We start from the raw sequence: 22,322 nt of genomic DNA, 5'->3' as shown, positions 1-22,322 counted from the left end.
TCGGTGCAGGATCAAGGAGGTGGCGGCAGTGCGGGCATCGTGGAAGAAGCTGTCGTGGAGCGCGTGGCTGCAACTGGCCGGCTGGACGGTGTTCGGAACGCTCGGCTGCGTCGCGTTTTCGCTCGCTGTTACCTTCGTGCTTTTCCAAAATGCCGGCGCCGAGGTCTTCGACCTGGTTCTGATCGAGGCGACCGTCGTGCCGATCCTGCTGGCGGCGCCGCTGTTCTTCTACCTGACGCTGAAATTGCGCGAACTGGCGATCGTCAACCACAAGCTGGTCGTCGCTGCATCGACCGATGCCCTGACCGCCTGCCTCAACCGGGGTGCATTCTCCAGCCGTGTCAACGACGTGCTGGCGCGCGAGATCGCACGTCGCAACCAGCGCACCATGGGCGCGCTGCTGGTCATCGATGCCGACCACTTCAAGACGATCAACGACAGTTTCGGCCATGCCGAGGGCGATGTGGCGTTGCGCGTCATCGTCGCCGCGATCCAGCCTTGCCTGCGCTCGGACGACATGCTCGGCCGCCTCGGTGGCGAGGAGTTCGCGGTCTTTCTGCCGGGCGCGTCACCGGTCAATGCCGCCGACATCGCTGAGCGCATCCGCCGTTCGGTGGCGGAGGCGCCGTTCCAGCCTGCTGGCCGGCTCCATCGGCTGACGGTCAGCGTCGGCGGGGCGGTGTTCAACAGCCCGGTCGGCTTCGAGGAGCTTTTCCGCGTTGCCGACCTGCATCTCTACGAAGCCAAGGGCGCGGGGCGCAATCGCGTCGAGCTTGCGCCGATGCCACCGGACCAGACGCCCGGCTGGCTTGCGCCCAGCCTCTTGAACTGAAGGCGATCAGCGCGTCGGAACGGGGTGCTCGCCGCGGTAATCGTAGAAGCCGCGCCCGGTCTTGCGGCCGAGCCAGCCGGCCTCGACATATTTCACCAGCAGCGGGCAGGGGCGGTATTTCGAGTCCGACAGGCCGTCATGCAGCACCTGCATGATCGACAGGCAGGTGTCGAGGCCGATGAAGTCGGCCAGCTGCAGCGGGCCCATCGGATGGTTGGCGCCAAGCTTCATGGCGGTGTCGATGGCTTCAACGGTGCCGACACCCTCATAGAGCGTGTAGATCGCCTCGTTGATCATCGGCAGAAGGATGCGGTTGACGATGAAGGCCGGAAAATCTTCCGACACCGTCACCGTCTTGTCGAGGTGGCGGACATAGTCCTTGGCGGCCTCGAAGGTCTTGTCTTCGGTGGCGATGCCGCGCACCAGCTCGACCAGCTTCATCACCGGAACCGGGTTCATGAAGTGGATGCCGATGAAGCGCTCCGGACGGTCGGTCTGGGCGGCCAGGCGGGTGATCGAGATCGAGGAGGTGTTGGTGGCGAGGATCGCCTCGGGGTTCAGCTGCGGACAGAGCTGCGCATAGATCTTGCGCTTGATCGTCTCGTCCTCGGTTGCCGCCTCGATGACAAGGTCGGCGCTGGCGAGGTCGGCCATGGCAGGCGCCGAGCCGATGCGGGCCATGGCGTCCTTGCGGGCCTGGTCCTCGAGCTTGCCCGACGCGACCTGGCGCGCCAGGTTGCCGTTGATGGTGGCGATGCCCTTTTCGATGCGTTCCGGAGAAATGTCGTAGAGCAACACGCTGTAGCCGGCCAGCGCGGAGACATGTGCGATACCGCCGCCCATCTGGCCAGCGCCGACAATGCCGATCGTCTCGATCTTACCCGTCATCACACCTATCCCGTCGCAGGCTTTTTAGTTTTGTGCAATGCAAACTAAATGGCCGGGGTAGCATCGTCTACCCCGGCCATCACATTTTAGTACGTCACTCGTTGGGGCGTCAAAGCGCCTTTTCGAGTTCCGGCAGGATGACGAACAGATCCCCGACGATGCCGTAGTCGGCAACCTGGAAGATCGGGGCCTCCTCGTCCTTGTTGATGGCGACGATGACCTTGGAATCCTTCATGCCGGCGAGGTGCTGGATCGCACCCGAGATGCCGCAGGCGATGTAGAGGTCGGGCGCCACCACCTTGCCGGTCTGGCCGACCTGCCAGTCGTTGGGGGCGTAGCCGGCGTCGACGGCAGCGCGCGAGGCGCCGACGGCGGCACCGAGCTTGTCGGCGACCGGCAGGATGACCTCCTGGAACTTCTCTGAACTGCCGAGCGCACGGCCGCCCGAGATGATGATCCTGGCCGAGGTCAGCTCCGGACGGTCGCTTTCCGACAGCTTGTTCTCGACAAACGAGGACAGGCCGGGATTGGCTGCAGCCGAAACCGTCTCGACCGAAGCCGAGCCGCCTTCGCCAGTTGCCTGGAACGAGGCGGTGCGCACGGTGATCACCTTCTTGGCGTCGGTCGCCTGCACCGTTTGGATGGCGTTGCCGGCATAGATCGGGCGCTTGAAGGTGTCGGCCGAGATCACCTCGATGATCTCCGAGACCTGGGCGACGTCGAGCAGGGCCGCGACGCGCGGGGCGACGTTCTTGCCGGTCGAGGTCGCGGCGGCGACGATGGTGTCGTAGTTGGGCGCGAGCGAGACGACCAGGGCCGCCATCGGCTCGGCCAGGCGCTCGGCCAGTTCGTCGGCTTCGGCCAGCAGAACCTTGCGCACGCCCTTGAGCTTGGCGGCGGCGTCGGCCGCGGCCTTGGCGCCCTTGCCGGCGACCAGCACGTCGATGTCGGAACCGATCTTCTGTGCTGCCGACAGCGCCTTGGCGGTCTGGTCGGAGAGCGAAGCGTTGTCGTGCTCGGCGATGAGGAGAATTGCCATGTTTTTGATCCCTTTCGCTTCGCTTACAGCACGCCGGCTTCGTTACGCAGCTTGTCGACCAGCTCGGCCACCGTCTTGACCTTGACGCCTGCCTTGCGGCCGCCCGGCTCCTCGGTCTTCAGAACCTTGAGGCGCGGCGTCACGTCGGCGCCGAAGTCGGCGGCCGACTTCTCGTCGAGCGGCTTCTTCTTGGCCTTCATGATGTTGGGCAGCGAGGCATAGCGCGGCTGGTTCAAACGCAGGTCGACCGTCACGATCGCCGGCATCTTGAGCTCGACGGTCTGCAGGCCGCCGTCGACTTCGCGCGTCACGCTGGCCTTGTCGCCGCCAAGCTCGATCTTCGAGGCGAAGGTGCCCTGGGCCCAGCCGAGCAGGGCAGCCAGCATCTGGCCGGTCTGATTGCTGTCGTCGTCGATCGCTTGCTTGCCGAGCAGCACCAGGCCCGGCTTCTCTGCGTCGACCACGCCCTTCAGCACCTTGGCGACGCCGAGCGGCTCGACCGCCTCGTCGACCTTGACCAGGATGGCGCGGTCGGCGCCCATGGCGAGTGCCGTGCGCAGCGTTTCCTGGGCCTGGGCAGGCCCGATCGAGACCACCACGATCTCCTCGACCTTGCCGGCTTCCTTGAGCCGGATCGCCTCTTCGACCGCGATCTCGTCGAACGGGTTCATCGCCATCTTGACGTTGGCAAGCTCGACACCCGAGCCGTCGCTCTTCACGCGCACCTTAACGTTCGCATCGACAACCCGCTTCACCGGGACGAGAACTTTCATGGGCTGGTACCTCTCTGAACAGCGATGTTAGGCGCGCTATAGCAGCGCTCGGGCCGACGCAATTGTCGATTGCCGACATATTGGGCGGAAAAACAGACTTGATCTCGCGCTTTTGGTGGCGGGAGGGCTGCCGCAAGCGGGCGGAACGTAGTTGTGGCTGACGTTAGCGTCAATATCTGCTTCAAGCTCAAATCGTTTGAAACAAGCTGCGTTTTTCCCGCTATTGCCGGCCCCAGCGTGGTGCCGGTTGCGCCGTCGGCGGTTCCGGCGTCGCGGGCTCGGGCATGGCGGGCGCTTCGGTCTTTTCGGGGCTTGGCACGGCCGCTTCCGCATCTGCAAACAACGGCACGTCGCGCCGGCGCAGCACCAGCACCAGGACGGCGCCGGCAACGATGCCGCCGACATGGGCCGCCCAGCTGACTTCGTCGTCGCCGCCGATGGCGATCATCAGGAACTGGAAGAGCACCCATAGGACGAGCGGAATCCAGGCCGGGATGCGCAGCGGGATACGGGCGAAGGCCAGCACCCACACCTTCACGCGGGGGTAGAGGATCAGATAGGCGACGACGATGCCGGCGATGGCGCCCGACGCGCCGATCAGCGGCGTCTGGGAGTCTGGCAGGATCAGGCCGTGCAGGAAAGCGCCGGCAACGGCGCAGAGCAGGTAGAACACCAGGAAGCGGAAGTGCCCGAGCGCATCCTCGACATTGTCGCCGAACACCCACAGGAACAGCATGTTGCCGCCGAGATGCAGGATGTCGCCATGCAGGAAGGAATAGGTGACGTAGCTCAGGTCTTCCGGGATGATGATCAGGTCCGGCGACAGTTCGGCAAGGTCATGCACCACCGAGGGGATGTAGCCCAGGCCGAGGACCGCGGCGGTTGCGAATTCCTCGCTGCCCAGCGACGTCACGAAATAGGCGATGACGTTGATGGCGATCAGGCCCAACGTCACATATTGCATCCGGATGTGGCGCAGGCGGTTCGAATCGTAGAGCGGAATGAACATGCGGCTCGCTTCCGCCTCCCGGCGACTTTATCTGCTGATCAGCGGTTCTTGCCGGGAACCCATAGCACATCGGCTTTTCCGTTGTCATTGACCACGCGCGCGGCGACGAACAGCAGGTCGGAGACGCGGTTGATGTAGCGGATGCCTTCGCGGTTGACGTGCTCGGCCGGGTCCTGGGCCAGCGCCACCATCACGCGCTCGGCGCGCCGGGCGACCGTACGGGCGAGATGGAGCGCCGCAGCCGCCGGCGAGCCGCCATTCAGCACGAACGACCTGAGCGGGGCGAGGTCGGCGTTGAGCCGATCGATGTCGGCTTCGATGCGCGCGGTCTGGCTGGCGATGATGCGCAGCGGCTCGTAGCCAAGGTCCTTGCCGGTGTCGGGCGTCGACAGGTCGGCGCCGAGGTCGAACATGTCGTTCTGGATGCGACCGAGCATGGCGTCGATGTCGGCATGCTCGGTTGCCGTATGAACCCGCGCCATGCCGATGCAGGCATTGGCCTCGTCGACCGCGCCGTAGGCCTCGACACGCAGGTCCGATTTCAGGCGGCGCTCGCCGCTGCCGAGCCCTGTCGTGCCGTCGTCGCCGGTGCGGGTGTAGATCTTGTTGAGCTTGACCATTTCCGCTCAGCCGCGCGTGAAATAGAGGGTCAGCAGGATGAACACCAGCGCCACCGCCTGCAAGAGCACGCGTGCCTGCATCAGCTTGTTGGAGGTGTTGCCCGAGCCGCCGCGCAGCATGTTGATGAGGCCGCGGATCAGGACGACCACCACGGCAAACATGAGGACGACGGCAATGATGTTGAATACGGTAGCCATTTGAGTTCCAGTTCGGTTGGCCGCCGGTCAGGCTTGGCGGGCCAGAATGCGATAGAGCAGCGAGGCGGGCAGGAGGCGTTTCAGCACGACGCCGATTCTCGCCGGGGTCGTGACAACATAATGCGGACGCGGGCGCGGCGACAGCAGGGCGTGTCGCAATACCGCATGAACCGCTTCCGGCCCCAGTTTCATCCGCGATTTGGAGCCGCCGCTGGACAGCCTTGCGAGCTGGGCACGATAGGCTTCATGGTGGGCCGAGCGTTCGTGATCGATGTAACGCAGGAACCAGATCAGCCCGTTGGTGGCGATCTTCGATTTCACCGGGCCGGGCTCGATCATCGAGACATGGATGCCTGTCCCGCTGAGTTCCTGGCGCATGCACAGCATCAGGCCCTCTAGCGCGTGCTTGGAGGCGGCATAGGCACCGCGGAAGGGCACTGGCGTCAGCCCGAGGATCGAAGAGCAGTTGACGATGCGGCCATGTCCTTGCGCGCGCATGATGGGCACGATGCGGCGGGTCAGGTCGTGCCAGCCGAAGAAGTTGGCCTCGAACTGGTCGCGGAGTGCCGCCATCGGCAGGTCTTCGACCGCGCCGGGCTGGGCATGCGCACCGTTGTTGAACAGCGCGTCGAGCCTGCCGCCGGTGCGTTCGAGCACGGTTTCCACCAGCGCTTCGATCGATTGCGGTTCGGCGTAGTCGAGATAGAATGCTTCGATGCCATCTGCCTCCAGGGCTGCGATGTCTTCCGGCTTGCGCGCCGTGGCGAACACCCGCCAGCCCTCCGCATGCAGCGCACGGGCGCAATGCGCGCCGATGCCCGACGACGCGCCGGTCACGATTATCGTGCGTAACTCCTTGATCGGGTTCACTTCGCTGCCGCCAACACTTGCCAACCGGGGCAAACCCTTCCCATATTCGCGCCCTGGAAACAATCGGACGGAGCGGTAAACTGGAGCTGATGCGCAAGATCGTCGCCACAAGGCGCGTGCTCTTTGACGCAGCCGGCCACTTCCATGACGACGACGGCTGGGCGATGGCCAGTCATCTCGCCATCTCGACGCTGATGGCGCTGTTTCCGTTCCTCATCTTCGCCACCACGCTTGCCAGCTTCCTCGGCGCCGACGCCTTTGCCGAAACCGCAGTGCACCTGGTGTTCGACACCTGGCCCGAGCAGATCGCGGCACCAATCGCCCGCGAGGTGGTCAACGTGCTCACCGTGCCGCGCACAGACCTTCTGACTTATGGCGTGCTGCTCGCCGCCTACTTCGCCTCCAACGGCGTCGAGGCGCTGCGCACCTCGCTCAACCGCGCCTACCGCGTCGCCGAAACCCGCACCTTCTGGTTCCGGCGCACTCAAAGCCTGATTTTCGTGCTCATCGCCACGATCGGCTTCGTTGCCATCTCGGTGCTGCTGGTGTTCGCGCCGATCATCGCGCGCATCCTCGAGGCCAAGTTCGAATGGATCCAGCCCTACATGGGCACCATCACCGTCTGGCGCTTCATCATCGCCTCGGCGGTCATCGTGTTCGGGCTGTTTGCCGTGCATATCTGGCTTCCGGCCGGCCGCCGGCGCTTTATGAGCATTCTACCCGGCATCGTCTTCACGCTGCTCGCCTGGCTCGTCGGATCGACGATCTTCGCCGCCTATCTCGACACCTTTTCGTCCTATGTCACCACCTATGCCGGCCTCGCTTCGATCATGATCGCGGTCGTGTTCCTCTACATCGTCTCGGCGATCTTCATCCTCGGCGGCGAGCTCAATGCCGCGATCAGCCGCTATCTCGAGGCCCGCGCCCGCGTGCCCGGCTGAGCCGTGGCAAGGCCGACGCCCAGCGTGGCGATCGCCATGCCGACAAGCTGGATTGCCGACAGTTGCTCGCCGAACAGGGCCCAGGCGATGACGGCCGTCACCGCCGGCACGAGGTAGAACAGCGAGGCGACCTTCGACATGGCGCCGTCGCGGATCATCACCATCAGCAGGAAGATCGCGCCAATCGACAGCACGAACACCAGCCAGGTCATGGCGAAGATCAGCTCGCCGTTGATGGTCATCTGCCGCGTCTCGAACACCAGCGAGGCGATGGTCATCAGGATCGCCGCGCCGACATACTGCCAGAAGGTGCCGGTGACGAGGTCGCCGGTCGCGCCGACGCGCTTTTGCCAGATGGTACCGGCGCTGATTCCGGCCATGGCGATGACCGATGCGGTCAGCGTCTGCCAGGTCACGCCGCCGCCGAGTGTGCCGAGCTTCGGCGACAGCACGATCACCACGCCGACGAAGCCTATGGCGAGCCCGACCCAATGGCGCGGGCGGATCTCTTCGCCAAGCAGCTTGCCGGCCAGCACCGCGGTCACCAGCGGCTGCAGCCCGGCGATGAGCGCCGACAGCCCGGCCGGCAGGCCCTGGTGGATCGCCCAGAACACGCCGCCGAGATAGACGCCGTGCAGCAGCATGCCGATCAGCACGGCATGGAGTGCGGCGCGTCGTGAAAGCCGCCCGGAGCCCAATACGAGCATCACGCCGCCGAGGAGGAGGAAGGCGAGCACGAAGCGAATGGCGAGGAAGGTGAACGGCTCCGCCCACGGCATGGCATAGCGCGCGCCGATGAAGCCGGTCGCCCACAACAGCACGAAGGTGGCCGGGATCAGCCGCTTTGGAGAGGATGTCATGGGTCCACCGTGCGTCGCCGGACGCCGCGCCCGGTAGGAGTTCATGCGATCGCTCTAATGCCGAATATTCGCGCAAGCAAAATGAAACGATTGATCCATAGATTCACCGAACCTGATCTGACGACCCGATCTGGGTGAGCGCACCCGGGAGGCGGCCCGGTAGAAACTACACAGTCGGCCTCTGAAAGGACCGAGGATGTTGTGGAATCTCGACCCGGGCTGGTTGATGATGGCAATCGCCTTCGTCGCCGTCATGGCGTTCTTCTTTGGCGCTGCACTCGACGCGATCATGAAGGACGACGGCTTCGGCCCGACCGGCAACATGCTGTTGTTCACGGTCGGCTTCTTTGGCGCTGTCTTGGTCGCCAACAGCTATGGCATTACACTGCGCGACCTGAACCTCGCCGTCGCCTGGGGGCTTGGCGGCGCATTCGTCTTCATCAGCGTGCTGGCGCTGGTCAAGGCGGGATTTGCCAGGTTCTAGGTCTGTAGCATCCGCATCACCGATTGCGGCGACTCACCGGCCTCGCGCAATGCCGCGAGGCCGGTGTCGCGTTGGCTTTTCGATAGCTTGCGGCCATCCGTCCCGAGCACCAGCCTGTGGTGGAAATAGGTCGGCTGCGGCAGCCCGAGCATCTCCTGCAGCAGCCTCTGCACCGAGGTCGCGAAATAGAGGTCGCGACCGCGCACGACATGGCTCACTCCCTGCAGCGCGTCGTCGACAACCACAGACAGGTGATAGCTGGTCGGAATCTCGCGTCGGGCGATGACGACGTCGCCCCATTGCAGCGGGTCCGCTGCCACGTCGGTGGTCGTGCCCATCGTTTCGTCGGCCCATTCAAGCCAGTTAAGCCGGCCATCGAGCCGCGCTAGCGCTTCTGCCGTGTCGAGCCGCCAGGCAAAGGGTACACCTGCATCGATGCGTCGCTTGCGCTCGCGCGTCGAAATGGTCCTGTCGGTGCCGGGATAGTGCGGCGCGCCGTCGGGATCGCGCGGCCAGGTCTTCCCCGTGGCCTCGAACGTCATGATCGCGGCGCGGATATCGCCCCGGCTCATGAATGCCGGATAGACCAGCCCCTCGCGCCTGAGGCGGTCGAGCGCGGCTTCATACGCGCCGAAATGCTCCGACTGCCTGCGAACCGGCTCCTCCCAGGTCAGCTCGAGCCAGGACAGGTCGCGGAAAATGCCGGCCTCGAATTCCGGCGTGCAGCGGGTGACGTCGATGTCTTCGATGCGCAGCAGCAGCCGGCCGCCGACGGCCTTTGCCATGCGCTGGTTGGTCAGCGCCGAAAGCGCATGGCCGAGATGCAACTCACCATTCGGACTGGGGGCGAAGCGGAAGACAGGAGCAGTCATGAGCGTTGCGGTTTCGCATTGAAGGTTTGCGTTGCCGATTGCTACGTTGCCCGACGCAACCTAACAAGTGACGCCATGCGCCGGATCTCCAATCTCGACGACGTACATCGCGGTCTCGACGCACTCTGCGCGCTCGACCCGCGGCTGGAGGCCGTGCGTGGCATTGCCGGCGAGGTGCCGCTCAGGTTGACCGAGCCCGGTTTCGCCAGCCTCGCCTCGATCATTGTTTCGCAGCAGGTCTCGACGGCAAGCGCCAAGGCGATCTTCGGTCGGCTGACCACACTTGTCGACCCGCTCACACCCGCGGCGCTGCTCGCTGCCGGCGAGGACATGTTCCGCGAAGCCGGCCTGTCCAGGCCCAAGCAGCGCACGCTGCTGGCCGTCGCCCAGGCTGCCGCCGACGGCCTCGACCTTGATGGTCTCTGTCGCCTCGAAGCGCAGGAAGCCATGGCAAGGATGGTCGCCATATCAGGCATCGGGCCGTGGACGGCGGAGGTCTATTTGCTGTTCGCCGCCGGCCACCCCGACATCTTTCCGGCCCGCGACGTCGCCCTGCAGTCGGCCGTCGGCCATGCGCTCGGTATCGATCCGCGCCCCGGCGAGAAGGCGCTGATTCGGCTTGCCGAATCATGGGCGCCGTGGCGGGGGGTCGCGTCGCGGCTGTTCTGGGCGTATTATCGCGAGACCCGGGGTCGCGATGGCGCGCCGCCGGCCGGAAATCCCGCCTGAATGCGCAAAATCGCGTATTTTTGACGGGCTTTGTGACCGACAAGGCGCTTCACATTCCTGTCACCTCGGGCTTACAGTATCCGCACCGTTAGGTTCGGGAGCCAAGGAGGTACACGAAGTGACGGTTGCCGTGTCTCCGGATGGGCTCCCAGCACTAGTGCTGAATGCGGATTATCGTCCGCTCAGCTACTACCCCTTGTCGCTCTGGTCCTGGCAGGACGCGATCAAGGCGGTGTTCCTCGAGCGCGTCAACATCGTCGCCGAATACGAGCACGCCGTTTCCTCGCCGACCTTCTCGATGAAGCTGCCCAGCGTCGTCAGCCTCAAGACCTATGTGAAGCCGTCGCGCTATCCGGCCTTCACCCGCTTTAACGTTTTCCTGCGCGACCGCTTCCAGTGCCAGTATTGCGGCACGCCGGAGGATCTGACCTTCGACCATGTCATCCCGCGCCACAGCGGCGGTGCGACGACCTGGGAAAACGTCGTCGCCGCCTGCTCGCCCTGCAACCTGCGCAAGGGCGGACTGATGCCGGCCAAGGCCAAGATGTGGCCGCTGCAGAAACCGTTCCAGCCGACGGTGCACGACCTGCACAACAACGGCCGGCTGTTCCCGCCCAACCATCTGCACGAAAGCTGGATGGATTATCTCTATTGGGATGTCGAACTGGAGCCTTGATGAAGGCTGATCTGATCTCCCCCCTTGCGGGGGAGATGTCCGGCGGGACGGGGCGCGACGGATCGCGAACTCCCCAACGTCGTCACCCCTTCCTGAACGCACCGCGCAGCGCCACGACCGCCAGGAACGCACTTGCGAGAACGTTCCAGCCGGCGAAGGACAGGCCGAGAACGCGAAGTGCTGCATCCTCGCAACGGGGCGGCACGACCTCGTTGAGCACGTCGAGCAGGCCCTTGCCGCCGGTGTCGATGGTGCCGCTCACCGCCGCGCAGTCGGTCGGGCCAGCCCACCAGCGCCATTCGACGCCGGCGTGATAGGCGCCGAGATAAAGCCCGTACAGCATCAGCAGCCCGCCCAGGGCCAGCAGCGCCCGGGTCATCCAGGCCGGCCAGTGCATGGCCGACGAAAGGGCGGCCAACGCCATCAGTGGCACGCCGACATAATAGGGCGTGCGCTGCTCGAGGCAGAGCTTGCAGGGCATGTAGCCGCCGATGTGCTGGAAGCCGAGGGCGGTGCCGACGACGACGGCCATGGCAACGGCGAGGAAAAGCGCCGTCAGCGTCTGGCTGCGGCCTGTCGGGGAGGCGAGGGTGGTCATTTCGTGTTGCCCAGCTGTTGTTACCGGCGCTTGCCGCTCAGTGGAGGTATTTGACGAGAAGATAGAGCAAAATGAGGGCAGCGGCCGCGATGCCGGCCAGCAGGCCGAGGCGCTTTTCGATGAAGTGCTTGATCGGCTCGCCATAGGTCCTGAGCAGCCATGCCAAAAACAGGAAGCGGGCGCCGCGGGCGATGATCGCCGAGACGATGAACCAGCCGAGCGGGAAGCCGACGACGCCGGCAAGGATCGTCACCACCTTGATCGGCGGCAGGTGAGAGAGGCCCGAGGTGACCAGCATCAAGAGGATGATGCCGGTGCCGGACGCGAGCTTGAGCGCTTCGAAATCGTCATACTTGCCGTAGAATTCGAGCACCGGCTTTGCCACCGCCTCGAAGGCGTAATGGCCGAGGAACCAGCCGGCGATGCCGCCGAGCACGGAGGCCACGGTCGCCACGATCGCGTAGCGGTAGGCGCGGTCGGGCCGCGACAGCGCCATCGGCAGATAGAGCACGTCGGCCGGCACCAGGAAGATCGAGCTTTCGATGAAGGCGATGAAAGCCAGCCACCATTCGGCGGATTTCCTTGCCGCGAGCGACAAGGTCCAGTCGTAGAGTCGGCGAAGCATCTGGCCCCCTAGGATAACGCGCTGCCTGTTTAGGAAGAAATGCTGTGGCGCACAATGCGTGAGGAGTTCACGAATGCGAAACGAGCTTTACTTGCACAATCTGTCGCACAATCGCATGCCGGGGCAGTTGACGGACGGGTGGCTGACCGTATAGTCCGCGACCGATCTGTCCGTTTAGGGCAGGCCCCTATGGCGGAATTGGTAGACGCGCTCGACTCAAAATCGAGTTCCGCAAGGAGTGCTGGTTCGATCCCGGCTAGGGGCACCACTAACTATGGTGGAAAGCCAATAAATCAGCATCGTACCTGAAGGGACCCGCTACGCGGCCCGCAGGCAGGCTCTCATAGTATATCCCCTTCTTTCGTGATACATTAGTCATTGCTAATATTGATCGCGAGATTGGGAGGGTTGTGTGATGAAATTCAGGCTTAGTGTGACTGCGATTTTCTTTACATGTGTACCACTGTCAACGACGCTATCTGCGACATTACCGGAAGGTGCGACTGAGCTATCGTCTCAAGAAGTCCGCAGCATGTACGAGGGTAAGTCGTCTGACTGGAAAAGTGTCCGCATCTTCTTCGCTTCCGATGGCTCTGCGAAAATGGTGCGTAAAGACAAAAAGGCCTACGGCGAAGGCAACTGGAAAGTGTCTGGCAACAAGATGTGCCTGACCATTGAAACCGTTCAAGTGGCATCCGGAAAAAAGCAGAAGGTCGATGACTGCTACACGTGGCACAAATCAGGCGAGAAGTACTTTATGCGCTGGTCCGGCGATGAAGCGAAAGCGGACGCATATCGAGACAATGAGCCATCGCGACTTTCCAAGGGCGACAGGGTCTCGAAAGAATTCGCTGCATTGAAGAAATGACCTTGAGTGTCAGGGGGGCTCGGCCCCTCTGACAGATGACCAATGCGTTGACACTCCGTCTTGCGGGTATGGGGCCGCCACCAAAGATGGAAGTGCATATGCCGATCATGACGGGGCTGGCGTCAGAACTTGTAGGCGACTCTAAGCGGAAGTCGTGCGACGACAGCGTGATGTTTGCATCATCGATACTGAAGAAGTCCGGCTGCGCGAAGCTTTTGGAGCCATAATCAGAATAGCGATACTCGGCGCGCAGAACGAGATTGTCGGTGGCCGCATATTCGGCGCCCAGGCCGACATTCCAGCCAACCATGGACTTGCTTTCTTCATAGTATACGAAGCCGGTACTATCCCTGACGAAATCGAAGTCGTATTTTGCCGCGGAAAGCCCGCCGGCGACATATGGCAGGAACCGACCCATTGCATAGCCGAGACGCGCACGAAGTGCGGCTGAGTACTTGATCTCGGCGCTTGCTGTCGGAACCGGGATTCCGCCTACCCACCAGTAGTCATTGGTCCCCTTGATGCCCGTGAAGTTCAAGTCACCGTCAATGCCCAGAACGACATTGTTGGACATTTGAAAATTGTAGCCTGCGTAGACGCCACCAAAGAAGCCGTCGGGATCGTAATCGACGTATTCGGTGGGGAAGTCCGTGTTTGTGTAGAGGGATTGACCCACGGCATACCCGGCCTGCACGCCGACATACGCTCCCGACCAGTCGTATGGCTGATCCTGCGCGGCAGCGGTTCCGGCACCAAGCGCCAGCGCGCTCGTGGCAAGCAATAGCTGTCTCATAGGCCCCCCAAGTACAATTGTCCGTGGTGGTCGATAACACGCTTCCTGCAATCTGAAAAGTAACCGCCCTTGCCGAAACAACGCCGGCTAGGGGCATCATCTTTTATTAGCGACTCTGGATATAAATGCTTTTCATCGCACCGCCTTATGATCCACCAAAGCTTGATATTCTTCGCAACGAGAGGGGGCTCTTCGCCGGCTTCTCGGTCAGGCGCCGTCGATCTGCCGCTTTTCCCTGGCGTAGCGAACCAGGGCCAGGAACCGGTAGATGCCGTGGACGAACTTGCCGTAGGGCATGGTGACGAAGAGGCTGAAGACGACGCCAAGGTGGAGGGCGAGCAGCAGGCCCATGGCAGGCGTGGCCCGCAGGACGAGCAGCAGCAGCCCCGTCAGGCTGGTCAGGAACAGCATGGTGAGGAAGGCAACGTCCATGCCGGTGCGCGAGCCGTCCTTGAGGACGGGGTCGCGCCGCCATTTCGCGTGAAGAAGGCCGGCAGGTCCGACGAGGAGGCCGATGCCGCCGATCGTGCCGAGCACGACAGGGAGATCGTAGACCGGGTAGGGCGCTTCCATGCCGAGCACGTAGTGGTAGAGCGTCGCCGTGGACGTGGCGGCGAAGCAGAGCATGAAACCGTAGAAGGTCATGTGATGATAGAGGCGCCGGCGGTCGGTCGGGGTGTCGTCCTCGTTCATACAGCCGACACCGCCGCCGTCGAGATGGCGTAGGCTGCACGCATCCTTGATCGCCTGCCAGAGCGAGGCAGGTTCACCGAGCGTTGCCAAGGGTTCGCCGATGTCCTTCCAGAAATTGCGCACGCCCATGGCGAGAGCGACGATGGCGTAGGCAAAGGCAACGCCGAACAGCAGGGCCATGACATCGTGCGGCATCAGCTTGTAGAAAGCGCCGGGGCCGGTATGCACGCCGAAGACCACGACCGGGTCGTGCCAGGCGGCAAAGCCGGCGACGAAAACAGCGACGCTCACTGCGGCGATGAGGCTGATCGCCAGCCCGTTGCGATGGAAAAGGCCTGAAAAGGCGCGCGGCCAGGCATAGGCACGGTAGGAGTCGTTGCGCACGATCGCCAGCGTCTTAGGCACGTTCACGTCGAACTCATGCGGCGGCGAGAACTGGCAGTCGTGGAAACAGGCGCCGCAACTGTGGCAGAGATTGGCAAGGTAGTTGAGATCGCCGTCCGAGAAGGCGCGCCGCATCTCCATTGCCGGAAAGACGGCACAGAGCCCCTCGCAATAGCGGCAGGAATTGCAGACCGTCATCAGACGGTCGGCTTCGGCGAGGCTTGCCGTCGCATGCGCCGGCTGGAACGGAGCGTGGATGTTCATGCGGCCTCCGACGACGGGCAGGTGGACGAAACGAGGGCAGCGGCTTCGCGGCCGGCGATGCGTCCGAAGACGCTGCCGATCGTCATGCCGATCCCTGCGGCATAACCCTGGCCGAGCACGTTGCCGGCCATGATCTCGCCGGCCGCGAACATGTTGGCGGCAGGCCGCCCGTCTTCCATCACCATGCGCGCCCGGCGGTCCACCTTGACGCCGAGATAGGTGAAGGTGATGCCCGGCCGCACCGGATAGGCATAAAAGGGCGCCTGCTCGATGCGCCGCGCCCAATGGCTCTTGGGAGGCTCGATGCCTTCGGTGCGGCAGTCGTCGAGGCTCGTGTGGTCGAAGTGGCCGGGCCGGACCGCGTCGTTGAAGGCGGCGACCGTGCGTTCGAGCGCCGTGGCCTCAAGCCCGAGCTTGACGGCAAGCTCGCCCAGCGTCGACGCCTGCACCGGTGGAAACAGGGAAGGCATGAAGAGTTCGAGCGACGAGGCGTCGAAGACGATATAGGCGATCTGGTCGGGCTGGGCGGCGACAAGACGGCCCCAGATGGCGTAGCGCTTCGGCCACACGTCCTCGCCCTCGTCGTAGAACCGCTCGGCATGTTTGTTGACGACGATGCCGAAGACCACGCAGTCGAGGCGCGTGATGATGCCGCCGTCGAACTTCGGCGCCCGCGCGTCGATCGCAACGGCATGGCATTGAGTCGGATCGCCGATCTGCCTGACGCCGCTGTCGATCAGCATCTTCAGCACCGTGCCGCGATTGTAGGGCGTGCCGCGGATCAGGAAGTTATCGGCGATCTCGCCCCAGCCTTCCTTCAGCCATTCGATGTTCGCCTCGAAGCCGCCGCTGGCCGCGACGAAGGATTTTGCGCGGACGGTGGTTTCCCTGTCGGCGTGCCGGACCCGGGCCAAGCGGAATTGCGATCCTTCGATGTCGAGGCCCACGACCTCCGCGTCATAGACGACCTCGACGCCGAGGCTTTCGGCGGTCCGGTAGAGGGCGTTGAGCATGGCCCGCCCGCCGCCGAGGAAGAAGGAGTTGGTGCGACCCAGGCTGAGTGTGCCGCCGAGAGAGGGTTGGAAACGCACGCCTTGTTCGGCGATCCAGGTCAGCATCCGCTTGGATTCGGCGATCATCATGCGCGCCAGATCCTCGTCCGTGTTGCCGCCGGTCACGCGCAGCAGGTCGTCGAAGAACTCGTCCTCGAAATAGGGGCCGGAGAGCGTTTCGGTTGCCGCGTCGTGGGCGCAGCGCATGTTGCGGGTGTGGCGGGTATTGCCGCCCCGATAGAAGCGCGGGGCTGCTTCCACGACGAGCACGCTGGCGCCCGCGCGCCTGGCGCTGATTGCCGCGCACAGGGCGGCATTGCCGCCGCCGGCGACGAGCACGTCGTATTCTGTCGATGCGCCAATCATCCCTGGAACCGATCCGCCTCTGCCGTTGATTTGACCTCCAGCGTCTTATTGCACACATTTGTATACAGTCAAGTTGACCAGGGCTGGGTGACTGCCTTTCGATCGATGAAAATGAAATGAAAACAAGGCTTCGCCATTGGAGAAGCCCCCAATCGCCTAATGGCAGTATGCAAATGGATGCATTCTTGTGGCGGGATTTCGGGAATCCGCTATATGCCAGTTCGACCATGCCAGCGGTCGGCATGGAAAGCGAATATGCGCCGAACCAGCGCACGCGCCGCCTTGAACGGCTCGGGTTGCTTGGGGCCGGACAGCGGAAATGGCCGTACCCGCACCTTTGCGCGTGATTGCATGCCATCGGAGTCCGTTCCCGTGTAGGCTGAACAGACAAGGATGGATCGCACGTGTCCAAATCACTCGACAGTTTCAATTGCCGCCGCACGCTGACTGCTGCTGGCACCGACTATGTCTATTACAGCCTGATCGAGGCCGAGAAGAACGGCCTGACCGGCATCTCGCAGCTGCCCTATTCGATGAAGGTGCTGCTGGAAAACCTGTTGCGCAACGAAGACGGCCGCACCGTCACCAAGGAGGCGATCCAGGCGGTCGCCGGCTGGCTGACCGACAAGGGCACCGCCGGTGTCGAGATCGCCTACCGCCCGGCGCGCGTTTTGATGCAGGACTTCACCGGCGTCCCCGCCGTCGTCGACCTCGCCGCCATGCGTGACGGCCTCGCCTCGCTCGGCGGCGACCCGCAGAAGATCAACCCGCTGGTGCCGGTCGATCTGGTCATCGACCACTCGGTGATCGTCGACGAGTTCGGCACGCCGCTGGCGTTCGCCCGCAACGTCGAGCTCGAATACGAGCGCAACGAAGAGCGCTACAAGTTCCTGAAGTGGGGCCAGCAGGCGTTCCGCAACTTCCGCGTCGTGCCGCCCGGCACCGGCATCTGCCACCAGGTCAACCTCGAATACCTGGCCCAGACGGTGTGGACGAACACCGAGGACGGCGAAACCACCGCTTATCCCGACACCTGCGTCGGCACCGATTCGCACACCACCATGGTCAACGGCCTTGGCGTGCTCGGCTGGGGCGTCGGCGGCATCGAGGCGGAAGCGGCGATGCTCGGCCAGCCGGTGTCGATGCTGCTGCCCGAGGTCATCGGCTTCCGTCTGACCGGCAAGCTGAAGGAGGGCGTCACCGCCACCGACCTGGTGCTGACCGTCACCCAGATGCTGCGCAAGAAGGGCGTCGTCGGCAAGTTCGTCGAGTTCTTCGGCCCGGGCCTGTCCAATATGACGCTGGCCGACCGTGCCACCATCGGCAACATGGCGCCCGAATATGGCGCGACCTGCGGCTTCTTCCCGGTCGATGCCGAGACCATCCGCTACCTCAACATGTCGGGCCGCGCCGAAAACCGCATCGCACTGGTCGAGGAATATTCCAAGGCGCAAGGGATGTGGCGCGACGCCTCGTCGGCCGATCCGGTCTTCACCGACCTGCTCGAGCTCGACCTCGAAACCGTCGTGCCGTCGATGGCCGGCCCGAAGCGCCCCGAGGGCCGCATTCCGCTCGAAGGCATCGCCGCGGGCTTTGCGACCGCGCTCGAAGCCGAATACAAGAAGACCGTCGACCAGTCGAAGCGCTATGCCGTCGAAGGTGAAAAGTTCGATCTCGGCCATGGCGACGTGGTGATCGCCGCGATCACGTCGTGCACCAACACCTCGAACCCGAGCGTGCTGATCGGTGCCGGGCTGCTGGCCCGCAACGCCAACCGCCTCGGCCTCAAGCAGAAGCCGTGGGTCAAGACCTCGCTGGCGCCGGGTTCGCAGGTGGTGGCCGAATATCTCGAGAAGGCCGGCCTGCAGAAGGAGCTCGACCAGATCGGCTTCAACCTCGTCGGCTTCGGCTGCACCACCTGCATCGGCAACTCCGGACCGCTGCCGGCCCCGATCTCCAAGACCATCAACGACAAGGGCCTGATCGGTGCGGCGGTGCTTTCGGGCAACCGCAACTTCGAAGGCCGCGTCTCGCCCGACGTGCAGGCCAACTACCTGGCCTCGCCGCCGCTGGTGGTCGCCTATGCGCTTGCCGGTTCGGTGACCAAGGACCTGACCACAGAGCCGCTCGGCGAGGACCGCGACGGCAAGCCGGTGTTCCTGAGGGATATCTGGCCGACCAATGTCGAGATCGACCAGTTCATCGCCGAAAACGTCACCCGCGAGCTGTTTGCGCGCAAATATGCCGACGTCTTCAAGGGCGACGAGAACTGGCAGAACGTCCAGGCGCCGGAAGGCCAGACCTATGCCTGGGACGACCAGTCGACCTATGTGCAGAACCCGCCCTACTTCGTCGGCATGGGCGCGCGCCCGGGTGCGATCGGCAAGATCGAGGGCGCACGCGTGCTCGGCCTGTTCGGCGACAAGATCACCACCGACCACATCTCGCCGGCCGGTTCGATCAAGGCGGCCTCGCCTGCCGGCAAGTACCTGACCGACAATGGCGTCGGCGTCGCCGACTTCAACCAGTACGGCACGCGTCGTGGCAACCACGAGGTGATGATGCGCGGCACCTTCGCCAACATCCGCATCCGCAACCACATGCTCGGCGAGAACGGCCGCGAGGGCGGCTACACCTTCCACTATCCGTCCAAGGAAGAGATGCCGATCTACGATGCGGCGATGCAGTACCGCAGCGAAGGCACACCGCTGGTGATCTTCGCCGGCGTCGAATACGGCAACGGCTCGTCGCGCGACTGGGCGGCCAAGGGCACGAATCTCCTGGGTGTTCGCGCGGTCATCGCCCAGTCCTTCGAGCGCATCCACCGCTCGAACCTGGTCGGCATGGGCGTCATCCCGTTCACCTTCGAGGATGGCACGAGCTGGAAGACGCTCGGCCTCAAGGGCGACGAACAGGTGACGATCGAGGGCCTGGAGACAATCAAGCCGCGCCAGAAGATGGTCGCCAAGGTCACCTTCGCCGACGGCTCGACCAAGGACGTGCCGATCCTGTGCCGCATCGATACGCTCGACGAACTCGACTACTTCAAAAACGGCGGCATCCTGCAATACGTCCTGCGTGACCTCGCAGCGTAAGTTCGGACAACACGAAGTGGGCGCCGGCGATCAATCCGGCGCCCATGCCATGAGACGGCGGCAGATCCTGCCGCCGAACGACCCCGCGCCGGCGCCTCCGCCCGGACAATCCCGGACCGATCCGTGACCGCTGTTCTCTTCGCCTGCATGACGATCACCGTGTTCCTGACATCGCTGCTGTCGGGTATCTTCGGAATGGCCGGCGGGATGATCCTGCTCTGGGTCCTGTTCTTCCTCGTGCCGGTGGCGACCGCGATCGCGGTCCACGGCATGGTGCAGATGGTCTCGAACGGATCGCGGGCCTGGTTCTCGCGCGATTACCTGGACCTGCGCATCCTGGCAATCCTGAGCGCCGGGCTGCTCAGCGCCGCTCTCCTGCTGTACGTCGTCGCCTACCGCCCGAGCCTCGTCGTGGTCTCCATCGTCATCGGCCTGATGCCGGTTCTCGTATGGGTGCCGGTCAAGAAGCTCGAACTCGACGCGTCGAAGCCGTTGCATGCCTATGCCTGCGGCTTCATATCCGGCGGCCTGGCGATCAGCGTCGGGGTTTCGGGACCGAGCATCGACATCTTCTTCATCCGTACCGCAATGGACAGGCGAACGATCATCGCCACCAAGGCTGCCATCCAGTTCCTGACCCATGCGACGAAGGTGGCATTCTATTGGGACGCCGCGCTGACGCTCTCGTCGGAGGGCTGGCTCGCGGTCGTCGCGGCGGTGCCCATCGCGGTCCTCGGCACACGGTCCGGAAACATCATCCTGCAGCGCATGACGGATGCGAATTTCCGCGCCTGGACACGCTGGATCGTGACCGGGATCGGCGCCGTCTATTTCGTCTCGGGACTGATGCAACTCGCCTGAGCGTTCTCGGCCGGGGCCCCTGTCTGGCCTGAGGCAGGCGGCCGAGCGGTTTCAGCTATCGGTCTTGGTGATGATCAGGCGGACTTCGAGCGCGGCCTTGATGTGGTCGACGGCGGCCTTCTCCGCGCCTTCCGCGTCGCGTTGGCGAATTGCCTCCATGATGGAGACATGCTCTTGGGTCGCGGTAGCCGTGCGGCCTTCCTGGATGAAGGTCGTGTCAGGCAGAAGCGCGATCGTTTCCTGCAGGTCTTCGACGGCCTGGCGAAGGTAGCGGTTGCGGGCAGCATCGTAGAGCCGGGCGTGGAACTGACGGTTCCATTGCGCGGCGAGCTTCGGATCGTCGGCCGCGGCGGCGAATTGGGCGTTGAGGCGTTCGAGATTGGCGATCTCGGCTTCGGTTGCGTGTCGCGCGGCATAGCGGGCGACAATGCCCTCGAGCTCCTCGCGCATGGCGTAGAGTTCGAAAATCTGCCGCATTGACAGGATCGACACGGCGACGCCGCGACCCGGTGCCGCCTCGAGAAGGCCTTTCTCCTGCAGCCGGCCGAGGGCCTCGCGGACGGGCGTCCGGCTGACGCTCAGGCGTGCCGCCACCTCTTCCTCGCGCAGCGGGTCGCCCGGCCGGTATATGCCGTCCCGGATGGCCGCCAGAATGGCCTGATAGGTGCTCTGGCCGCGGGTCTTGGACAGCAGATCCTTCGATGCGGTCATCGCATGCTCTCTCCAGTGTGGACATTCCGGCTATAGAAGGAACTGGCCATTGTCCACGGTCTTGCTGTATTGCATACAATTGGATGCAGAATAGAGCGACGTGATTTGGCGCCTGCCGATGTATGACAGCCGGACAATGCGCGGGGGAGGTGAGGCCATCCCTCTGTTCCATACGCTGCGCACGCTTGCCTTCGGCACGGCCGGCGGCGCGTTGGGCTATTTGCTCGGCCTGCCCCTCGGCTGGATGCTCGGCGCCATGGCGGTCACGACGGTGCTTGCCATTGCGGGTGTGCGCGTGAACGCCTCGCCGAAGCCCCGGGCGGCCATGATCGCCGTCATCGGGCTCATGGTCGGAAGCGCCTTCAAGCCCGAGGTCCTGCGCCAGGCAGGCGAGTGGTCGGCAAGTCTCGCCGCCGTCGCCGTCTACACCATCATCACCGCCGCTTTCGGTATTTTCATCTGCCGCCGCCTGGGCAGGCTCGACCCGACCACGGCGGCCCTGAGCGGCATGCCGGGCGGCCTGAGCGAACTGATCGTGATGGCCTCATCCTTCAATGCCGACGTGCGCAGCGTGAGCATGGTTCACGCGACGCGCCTGGTGCTGCTGATCACCACCGTGCCGTTGTCGCTCAGCCTGTCGGGGGCGCTTGCGGCGATCGGCGGGGGCACCGTCGACCGCACGGTCGACTGGACCATGGCATTGCCGCTCGCAGACGCGGCCGTGCTGGTCTTCTGCGCCGTCGTCGGTGTCCTGCTCGGCCGCCGCCTCCGCCTGCCCGCGGCAAACCTGACGGGTCCGCTGGTGCTCAGCGCCCTGGCCCACGTCACCGGCCTGACGGGCGCGGGCGTGCCCGGTCTGGTGATCGCGGTCGCGCAAGTGGTGATCGGGGCAACGATCGGGCAGCATTTTATCGGCGTCGAGCGGCGGGTGCTGGTCACCGGCGTCATGCTCGGGACGGTGCTCACTTGCTTCAGCCTGGCCATGGCGGTGATCTTCGCCATCGGTTTCGACCGGTTTCTCGATATCCCCTTCGCCATCGGCCTGCTCGCGCTGGTGCCCGGAGGCCTGCCGGAGATGAGCCTGATTGCCATCTCGTTCAATGCGGACCCCGCCTTCGTGAGCCTGCACCATCTCAGCCGCGTGGTGATCATCGTTGTCGCCACGCCCTTGATCCTGCCGGCCTGGTTGCGGCTGGCAGGAGCGACGGGTAAGGGCTGAAG

At 64.0% G+C, this 22,322-nt stretch carries 24 protein-coding genes and 1 tRNA gene; 10 read left to right on the top strand and 15 right to left on the bottom strand.

The window, feature by feature from the left end:
* Nucleotides 1-19: 19 nt before the first annotated feature.
* Nucleotides 20-832 (top strand): GGDEF domain-containing protein, encoded by an 813-nt coding sequence (locus tag WHT83_RS00470; protein ID WP_406872662.1) that lies wholly within the window; start codon nt 20-22, stop codon nt 830-832.
* A gap of 6 nt (nt 833-838) precedes the next feature.
* Here the strand turns inward: WHT83_RS00470 and WHT83_RS00465 are convergent, their stop codons facing one another.
* From WHT83_RS00465 to WHT83_RS00435, 7 genes are all read right to left on the bottom strand, one after another.
* Nucleotides 839-1,720 carry a 3-hydroxybutyryl-CoA dehydrogenase gene (locus WHT83_RS00465; RefSeq protein ID WP_108606845.1) on the bottom strand — a complete coding sequence of 294 codons (882 nt, stop codon included), beginning with the start codon at nt 1,718-1,720 and terminating at the stop codon, nt 839-841.
* Nucleotides 1,721-1,829: 109 nt separating this feature from the next.
* The gene (locus WHT83_RS00460; protein ID WP_183262453.1) at nt 1,830-2,759 is read right to left on the bottom strand and encodes an electron transfer flavoprotein subunit alpha/FixB family protein; all 930 of its coding nucleotides are present in this window, start codon (nt 2,757-2,759) and stop codon (nt 1,830-1,832) included.
* 23 nt (nt 2,760-2,782) lie between these two features.
* Nucleotides 2,783-3,532: an electron transfer flavoprotein subunit beta/FixA family protein gene (locus WHT83_RS00455; RefSeq protein WP_108606847.1), complete on the bottom strand. Its 750-nt coding sequence runs from the start codon at nt 3,530-3,532 to the stop codon at nt 2,783-2,785.
* Between the two features lie 220 nt (nt 3,533-3,752).
* On the bottom strand, nt 3,753-4,541 hold the full coding sequence (locus tag WHT83_RS00450) for a rhomboid family intramembrane serine protease (RefSeq protein ID WP_406872661.1): 789 nt from the start codon (nt 4,539-4,541) through the stop codon (nt 3,753-3,755).
* Nucleotides 4,542-4,579: 38 nt separating this feature from the next.
* Nucleotides 4,580-5,161 (bottom strand): cob(I)yrinic acid a,c-diamide adenosyltransferase, encoded by a 582-nt coding sequence (locus WHT83_RS00445; protein WP_406872660.1) that lies wholly within the window; start codon nt 5,159-5,161, stop codon nt 4,580-4,582.
* 6 nt (nt 5,162-5,167) lie between these two features.
* A complete protein-coding gene (locus WHT83_RS00440; RefSeq protein ID WP_108606850.1) occupies nt 5,168-5,359 on the bottom strand; it encodes a twin transmembrane helix small protein in 192 nt (63 codons plus the stop codon).
* A gap of 27 nt (nt 5,360-5,386) precedes the next feature.
* Entirely contained in the window at nt 5,387-6,229 is an 843-nt protein-coding gene (locus WHT83_RS00435) for an SDR family oxidoreductase (RefSeq protein WP_406872659.1), read from the bottom strand.
* Nucleotides 6,230-6,318: 89 nt separating this feature from the next.
* Here WHT83_RS00435 and WHT83_RS00430 point away from each other — a divergent pair, with 89 nt between their 5' ends.
* The gene (locus tag WHT83_RS00430; RefSeq protein WP_183262450.1) at nt 6,319-7,170 is read left to right on the top strand and encodes a YihY/virulence factor BrkB family protein; all 852 of its coding nucleotides are present in this window, start codon (nt 6,319-6,321) and stop codon (nt 7,168-7,170) included.
* Here the strand turns inward: WHT83_RS00430 and WHT83_RS00425 are convergent.
* Nucleotides 7,137-8,030 (bottom strand): DMT family transporter, encoded by an 894-nt coding sequence (locus tag WHT83_RS00425; protein WP_108609710.1) that lies wholly within the window; start codon nt 8,028-8,030, stop codon nt 7,137-7,139. The genes WHT83_RS00430 and WHT83_RS00425 overlap by 34 nt on opposite strands.
* A 196-nt stretch (nt 8,031-8,226) precedes the next feature.
* On the opposite strand from WHT83_RS00425, the gene WHT83_RS00420 reads away from it, so the two are divergent.
* Nucleotides 8,227-8,514, top strand: a complete 288-nt coding sequence (locus tag WHT83_RS00420; protein WP_055973121.1) for a hypothetical protein — start codon at nt 8,227-8,229, stop codon at nt 8,512-8,514.
* Here WHT83_RS00420 and gluQRS read toward each other — a convergent pair.
* A complete protein-coding gene (gluQRS, locus tag WHT83_RS00415) occupies nt 8,511-9,386 on the bottom strand; it encodes a tRNA glutamyl-Q(34) synthetase GluQRS (RefSeq protein WP_406872658.1) in 876 nt (291 codons plus the stop codon). The genes WHT83_RS00420 and gluQRS overlap by 4 nt on opposite strands.
* A gap of 75 nt (nt 9,387-9,461) precedes the next feature.
* Here gluQRS and WHT83_RS00410 point away from each other — a divergent pair, with 75 nt between their 5' ends.
* Complete coding sequence (locus WHT83_RS00410; protein WP_318763681.1) at nt 9,462-10,115, top strand: DNA-3-methyladenine glycosylase; 654 nt, start codon at nt 9,462-9,464, stop codon at nt 10,113-10,115.
* 118 nt (nt 10,116-10,233) lie between these two features.
* The gene (locus WHT83_RS00405) at nt 10,234-10,791 is read left to right on the top strand and encodes an HNH endonuclease (protein ID WP_108606854.1); all 558 of its coding nucleotides are present in this window, start codon (nt 10,234-10,236) and stop codon (nt 10,789-10,791) included.
* 82 nt (nt 10,792-10,873) lie between these two features.
* On the opposite strand, the gene WHT83_RS00400 is transcribed toward WHT83_RS00405, so the two are convergent.
* Nucleotides 10,874-11,389 carry a disulfide bond formation protein B gene (locus tag WHT83_RS00400; RefSeq protein ID WP_406872657.1) on the bottom strand — a complete coding sequence of 172 codons (516 nt, stop codon included), beginning with the start codon at nt 11,387-11,389 and terminating at the stop codon, nt 10,874-10,876.
* 37 nt (nt 11,390-11,426) lie between these two features.
* A complete protein-coding gene (locus WHT83_RS00395; protein WP_406872656.1) occupies nt 11,427-12,014 on the bottom strand; it encodes a YqaA family protein in 588 nt (195 codons plus the stop codon).
* A 183-nt stretch (nt 12,015-12,197) separates the two neighbouring features.
* Between WHT83_RS00395 and WHT83_RS00390 the strand changes: the two genes are divergently transcribed.
* Nucleotides 12,198-12,282: transfer RNA gene (locus WHT83_RS00390), tRNA-Leu, on the top strand.
* A 147-nt stretch (nt 12,283-12,429) separates the two neighbouring features.
* The gene (locus tag WHT83_RS00385) at nt 12,430-12,882 is read left to right on the top strand and encodes a DUF995 domain-containing protein (protein ID WP_183262447.1); all 453 of its coding nucleotides are present in this window, start codon (nt 12,430-12,432) and stop codon (nt 12,880-12,882) included.
* On the opposite strand, the gene WHT83_RS00380 is transcribed toward WHT83_RS00385, so the two are convergent.
* The 3 genes from WHT83_RS00380 to tcuA form a co-directional block, all read right to left on the bottom strand.
* Nucleotides 12,770-13,663, bottom strand: coding sequence for an outer membrane protein (locus WHT83_RS00380; RefSeq protein WP_406872655.1), 894 nt, complete (start codon nt 13,661-13,663; stop codon nt 12,770-12,772). The genes WHT83_RS00385 and WHT83_RS00380 overlap by 113 nt on opposite strands.
* A 219-nt stretch (nt 13,664-13,882) precedes the next feature.
* The gene (tcuB, locus tag WHT83_RS00375) at nt 13,883-15,016 is read right to left on the bottom strand and encodes a tricarballylate utilization 4Fe-4S protein TcuB (RefSeq protein WP_406872654.1); all 1,134 of its coding nucleotides are present in this window, start codon (nt 15,014-15,016) and stop codon (nt 13,883-13,885) included.
* A complete protein-coding gene (tcuA, locus tag WHT83_RS00370) occupies nt 15,013-16,434 on the bottom strand; it encodes an FAD-dependent tricarballylate dehydrogenase TcuA (RefSeq protein ID WP_406872653.1) in 1,422 nt (473 codons plus the stop codon). Before tcuA ends, tcuB begins: the two co-directional genes overlap by 4 nt.
* Before the next feature lie 404 nt (nt 16,435-16,838).
* On the opposite strand from tcuA, the gene acnA reads away from it, so the two are divergent.
* Nucleotides 16,839-19,529 carry an aconitate hydratase AcnA gene (gene acnA, locus WHT83_RS00365; RefSeq protein WP_318763299.1) on the top strand — a complete coding sequence of 897 codons (2,691 nt, stop codon included), beginning with the start codon at nt 16,839-16,841 and terminating at the stop codon, nt 19,527-19,529.
* A gap of 123 nt (nt 19,530-19,652) precedes the next feature.
* On the top strand, nt 19,653-20,390 hold the full coding sequence (locus WHT83_RS00360; RefSeq protein WP_199914579.1) for a TSUP family transporter: 738 nt from the start codon (nt 19,653-19,655) through the stop codon (nt 20,388-20,390).
* Between the two features lie 51 nt (nt 20,391-20,441).
* On the opposite strand, the gene WHT83_RS00355 is transcribed toward WHT83_RS00360, so the two are convergent.
* Nucleotides 20,442-21,101, bottom strand: a complete 660-nt coding sequence (locus WHT83_RS00355; RefSeq protein ID WP_183262442.1) for a GntR family transcriptional regulator — start codon at nt 21,099-21,101, stop codon at nt 20,442-20,444.
* A 118-nt stretch (nt 21,102-21,219) separates the two neighbouring features.
* On the opposite strand from WHT83_RS00355, the gene WHT83_RS00350 reads away from it, so the two are divergent.
* Nucleotides 21,220-22,320: an AbrB family transcriptional regulator gene (locus WHT83_RS00350; RefSeq protein ID WP_406872652.1), complete on the top strand. Its 1,101-nt coding sequence runs from the start codon at nt 21,220-21,222 to the stop codon at nt 22,318-22,320.
* Nucleotides 22,321-22,322 lie beyond the last annotated feature (2 nt).

The organism is Aminobacter sp. P9b, assembly GCF_045345995.1.
Taxonomy (GTDB): domain Bacteria; phylum Pseudomonadota; class Alphaproteobacteria; order Rhizobiales; family Rhizobiaceae; genus Aminobacter; species Aminobacter niigataensis.
Note: the sequence above shows the minus strand (reverse complement) of the source record. Positions and strands in the feature narration are given on the sequence as shown.

Coding starts and splice junctions, on each gene's coding strand:
- WHT83_RS00465 (WP_108606845.1), bottom strand. CDS start 1,720: ATGACGGGTAAGATCGAGACGATCGGCATTGTCGGCGCTGGCCAGATG.
- WHT83_RS00460 (WP_183262453.1), bottom strand. CDS start 2,759: ATGGCAATTCTCCTCATCGCCGAGCACGACAACGCTTCGCTCTCCGAC.
- WHT83_RS00455 (WP_108606847.1), bottom strand. CDS start 3,532: ATGAAAGTTCTCGTCCCGGTGAAGCGGGTTGTCGATGCGAACGTTAAG.
- WHT83_RS00450 (WP_406872661.1), bottom strand. CDS start 4,541: ATGTTCATTCCGCTCTACGATTCGAACCGCCTGCGCCACATCCGGATG.
- WHT83_RS00445 (WP_406872660.1), bottom strand. CDS start 5,161: ATGGTCAAGCTCAACAAGATCTACACCCGCACCGGCGACGACGGCACG.
- WHT83_RS00440 (WP_108606850.1), bottom strand. CDS start 5,359: ATGGCTACCGTATTCAACATCATTGCCGTCGTCCTCATGTTTGCCGTG.
- WHT83_RS00430 (WP_183262450.1), top strand. CDS start 6,319: ATGCGCAAGATCGTCGCCACAAGGCGCGTGCTCTTTGACGCAGCCGGC.
- WHT83_RS00425 (WP_108609710.1), bottom strand. CDS start 8,030: ATGACATCCTCTCCAAAGCGGCTGATCCCGGCCACCTTCGTGCTGTTG.
- WHT83_RS00420 (WP_055973121.1), top strand. CDS start 8,227: ATGTTGTGGAATCTCGACCCGGGCTGGTTGATGATGGCAATCGCCTTC.
- gluQRS (WP_406872658.1), bottom strand. CDS start 9,386: ATGACTGCTCCTGTCTTCCGCTTCGCCCCCAGTCCGAATGGTGAGTTG.
- WHT83_RS00410 (WP_318763681.1), top strand. CDS start 9,462: ATGCGCCGGATCTCCAATCTCGACGACGTACATCGCGGTCTCGACGCA.
- WHT83_RS00400 (WP_406872657.1), bottom strand. CDS start 11,389: ATGACCACCCTCGCCTCCCCGACAGGCCGCAGCCAGACGCTGACGGCG.
- WHT83_RS00395 (WP_406872656.1), bottom strand. CDS start 12,014: ATGCTTCGCCGACTCTACGACTGGACCTTGTCGCTCGCGGCAAGGAAA.
- WHT83_RS00385 (WP_183262447.1), top strand. CDS start 12,430: ATGAAATTCAGGCTTAGTGTGACTGCGATTTTCTTTACATGTGTACCA.
- tcuB (WP_406872654.1), bottom strand. CDS start 15,016: ATGAACATCCACGCTCCGTTCCAGCCGGCGCATGCGACGGCAAGCCTC.
- tcuA (WP_406872653.1), bottom strand. CDS start 16,434: ATGATTGGCGCATCGACAGAATACGACGTGCTCGTCGCCGGCGGCGGC.
- WHT83_RS00355 (WP_183262442.1), bottom strand. CDS start 21,101: ATGACCGCATCGAAGGATCTGCTGTCCAAGACCCGCGGCCAGAGCACC.
- WHT83_RS00350 (WP_406872652.1), top strand. CDS start 21,220: ATGTATGACAGCCGGACAATGCGCGGGGGAGGTGAGGCCATCCCTCTG.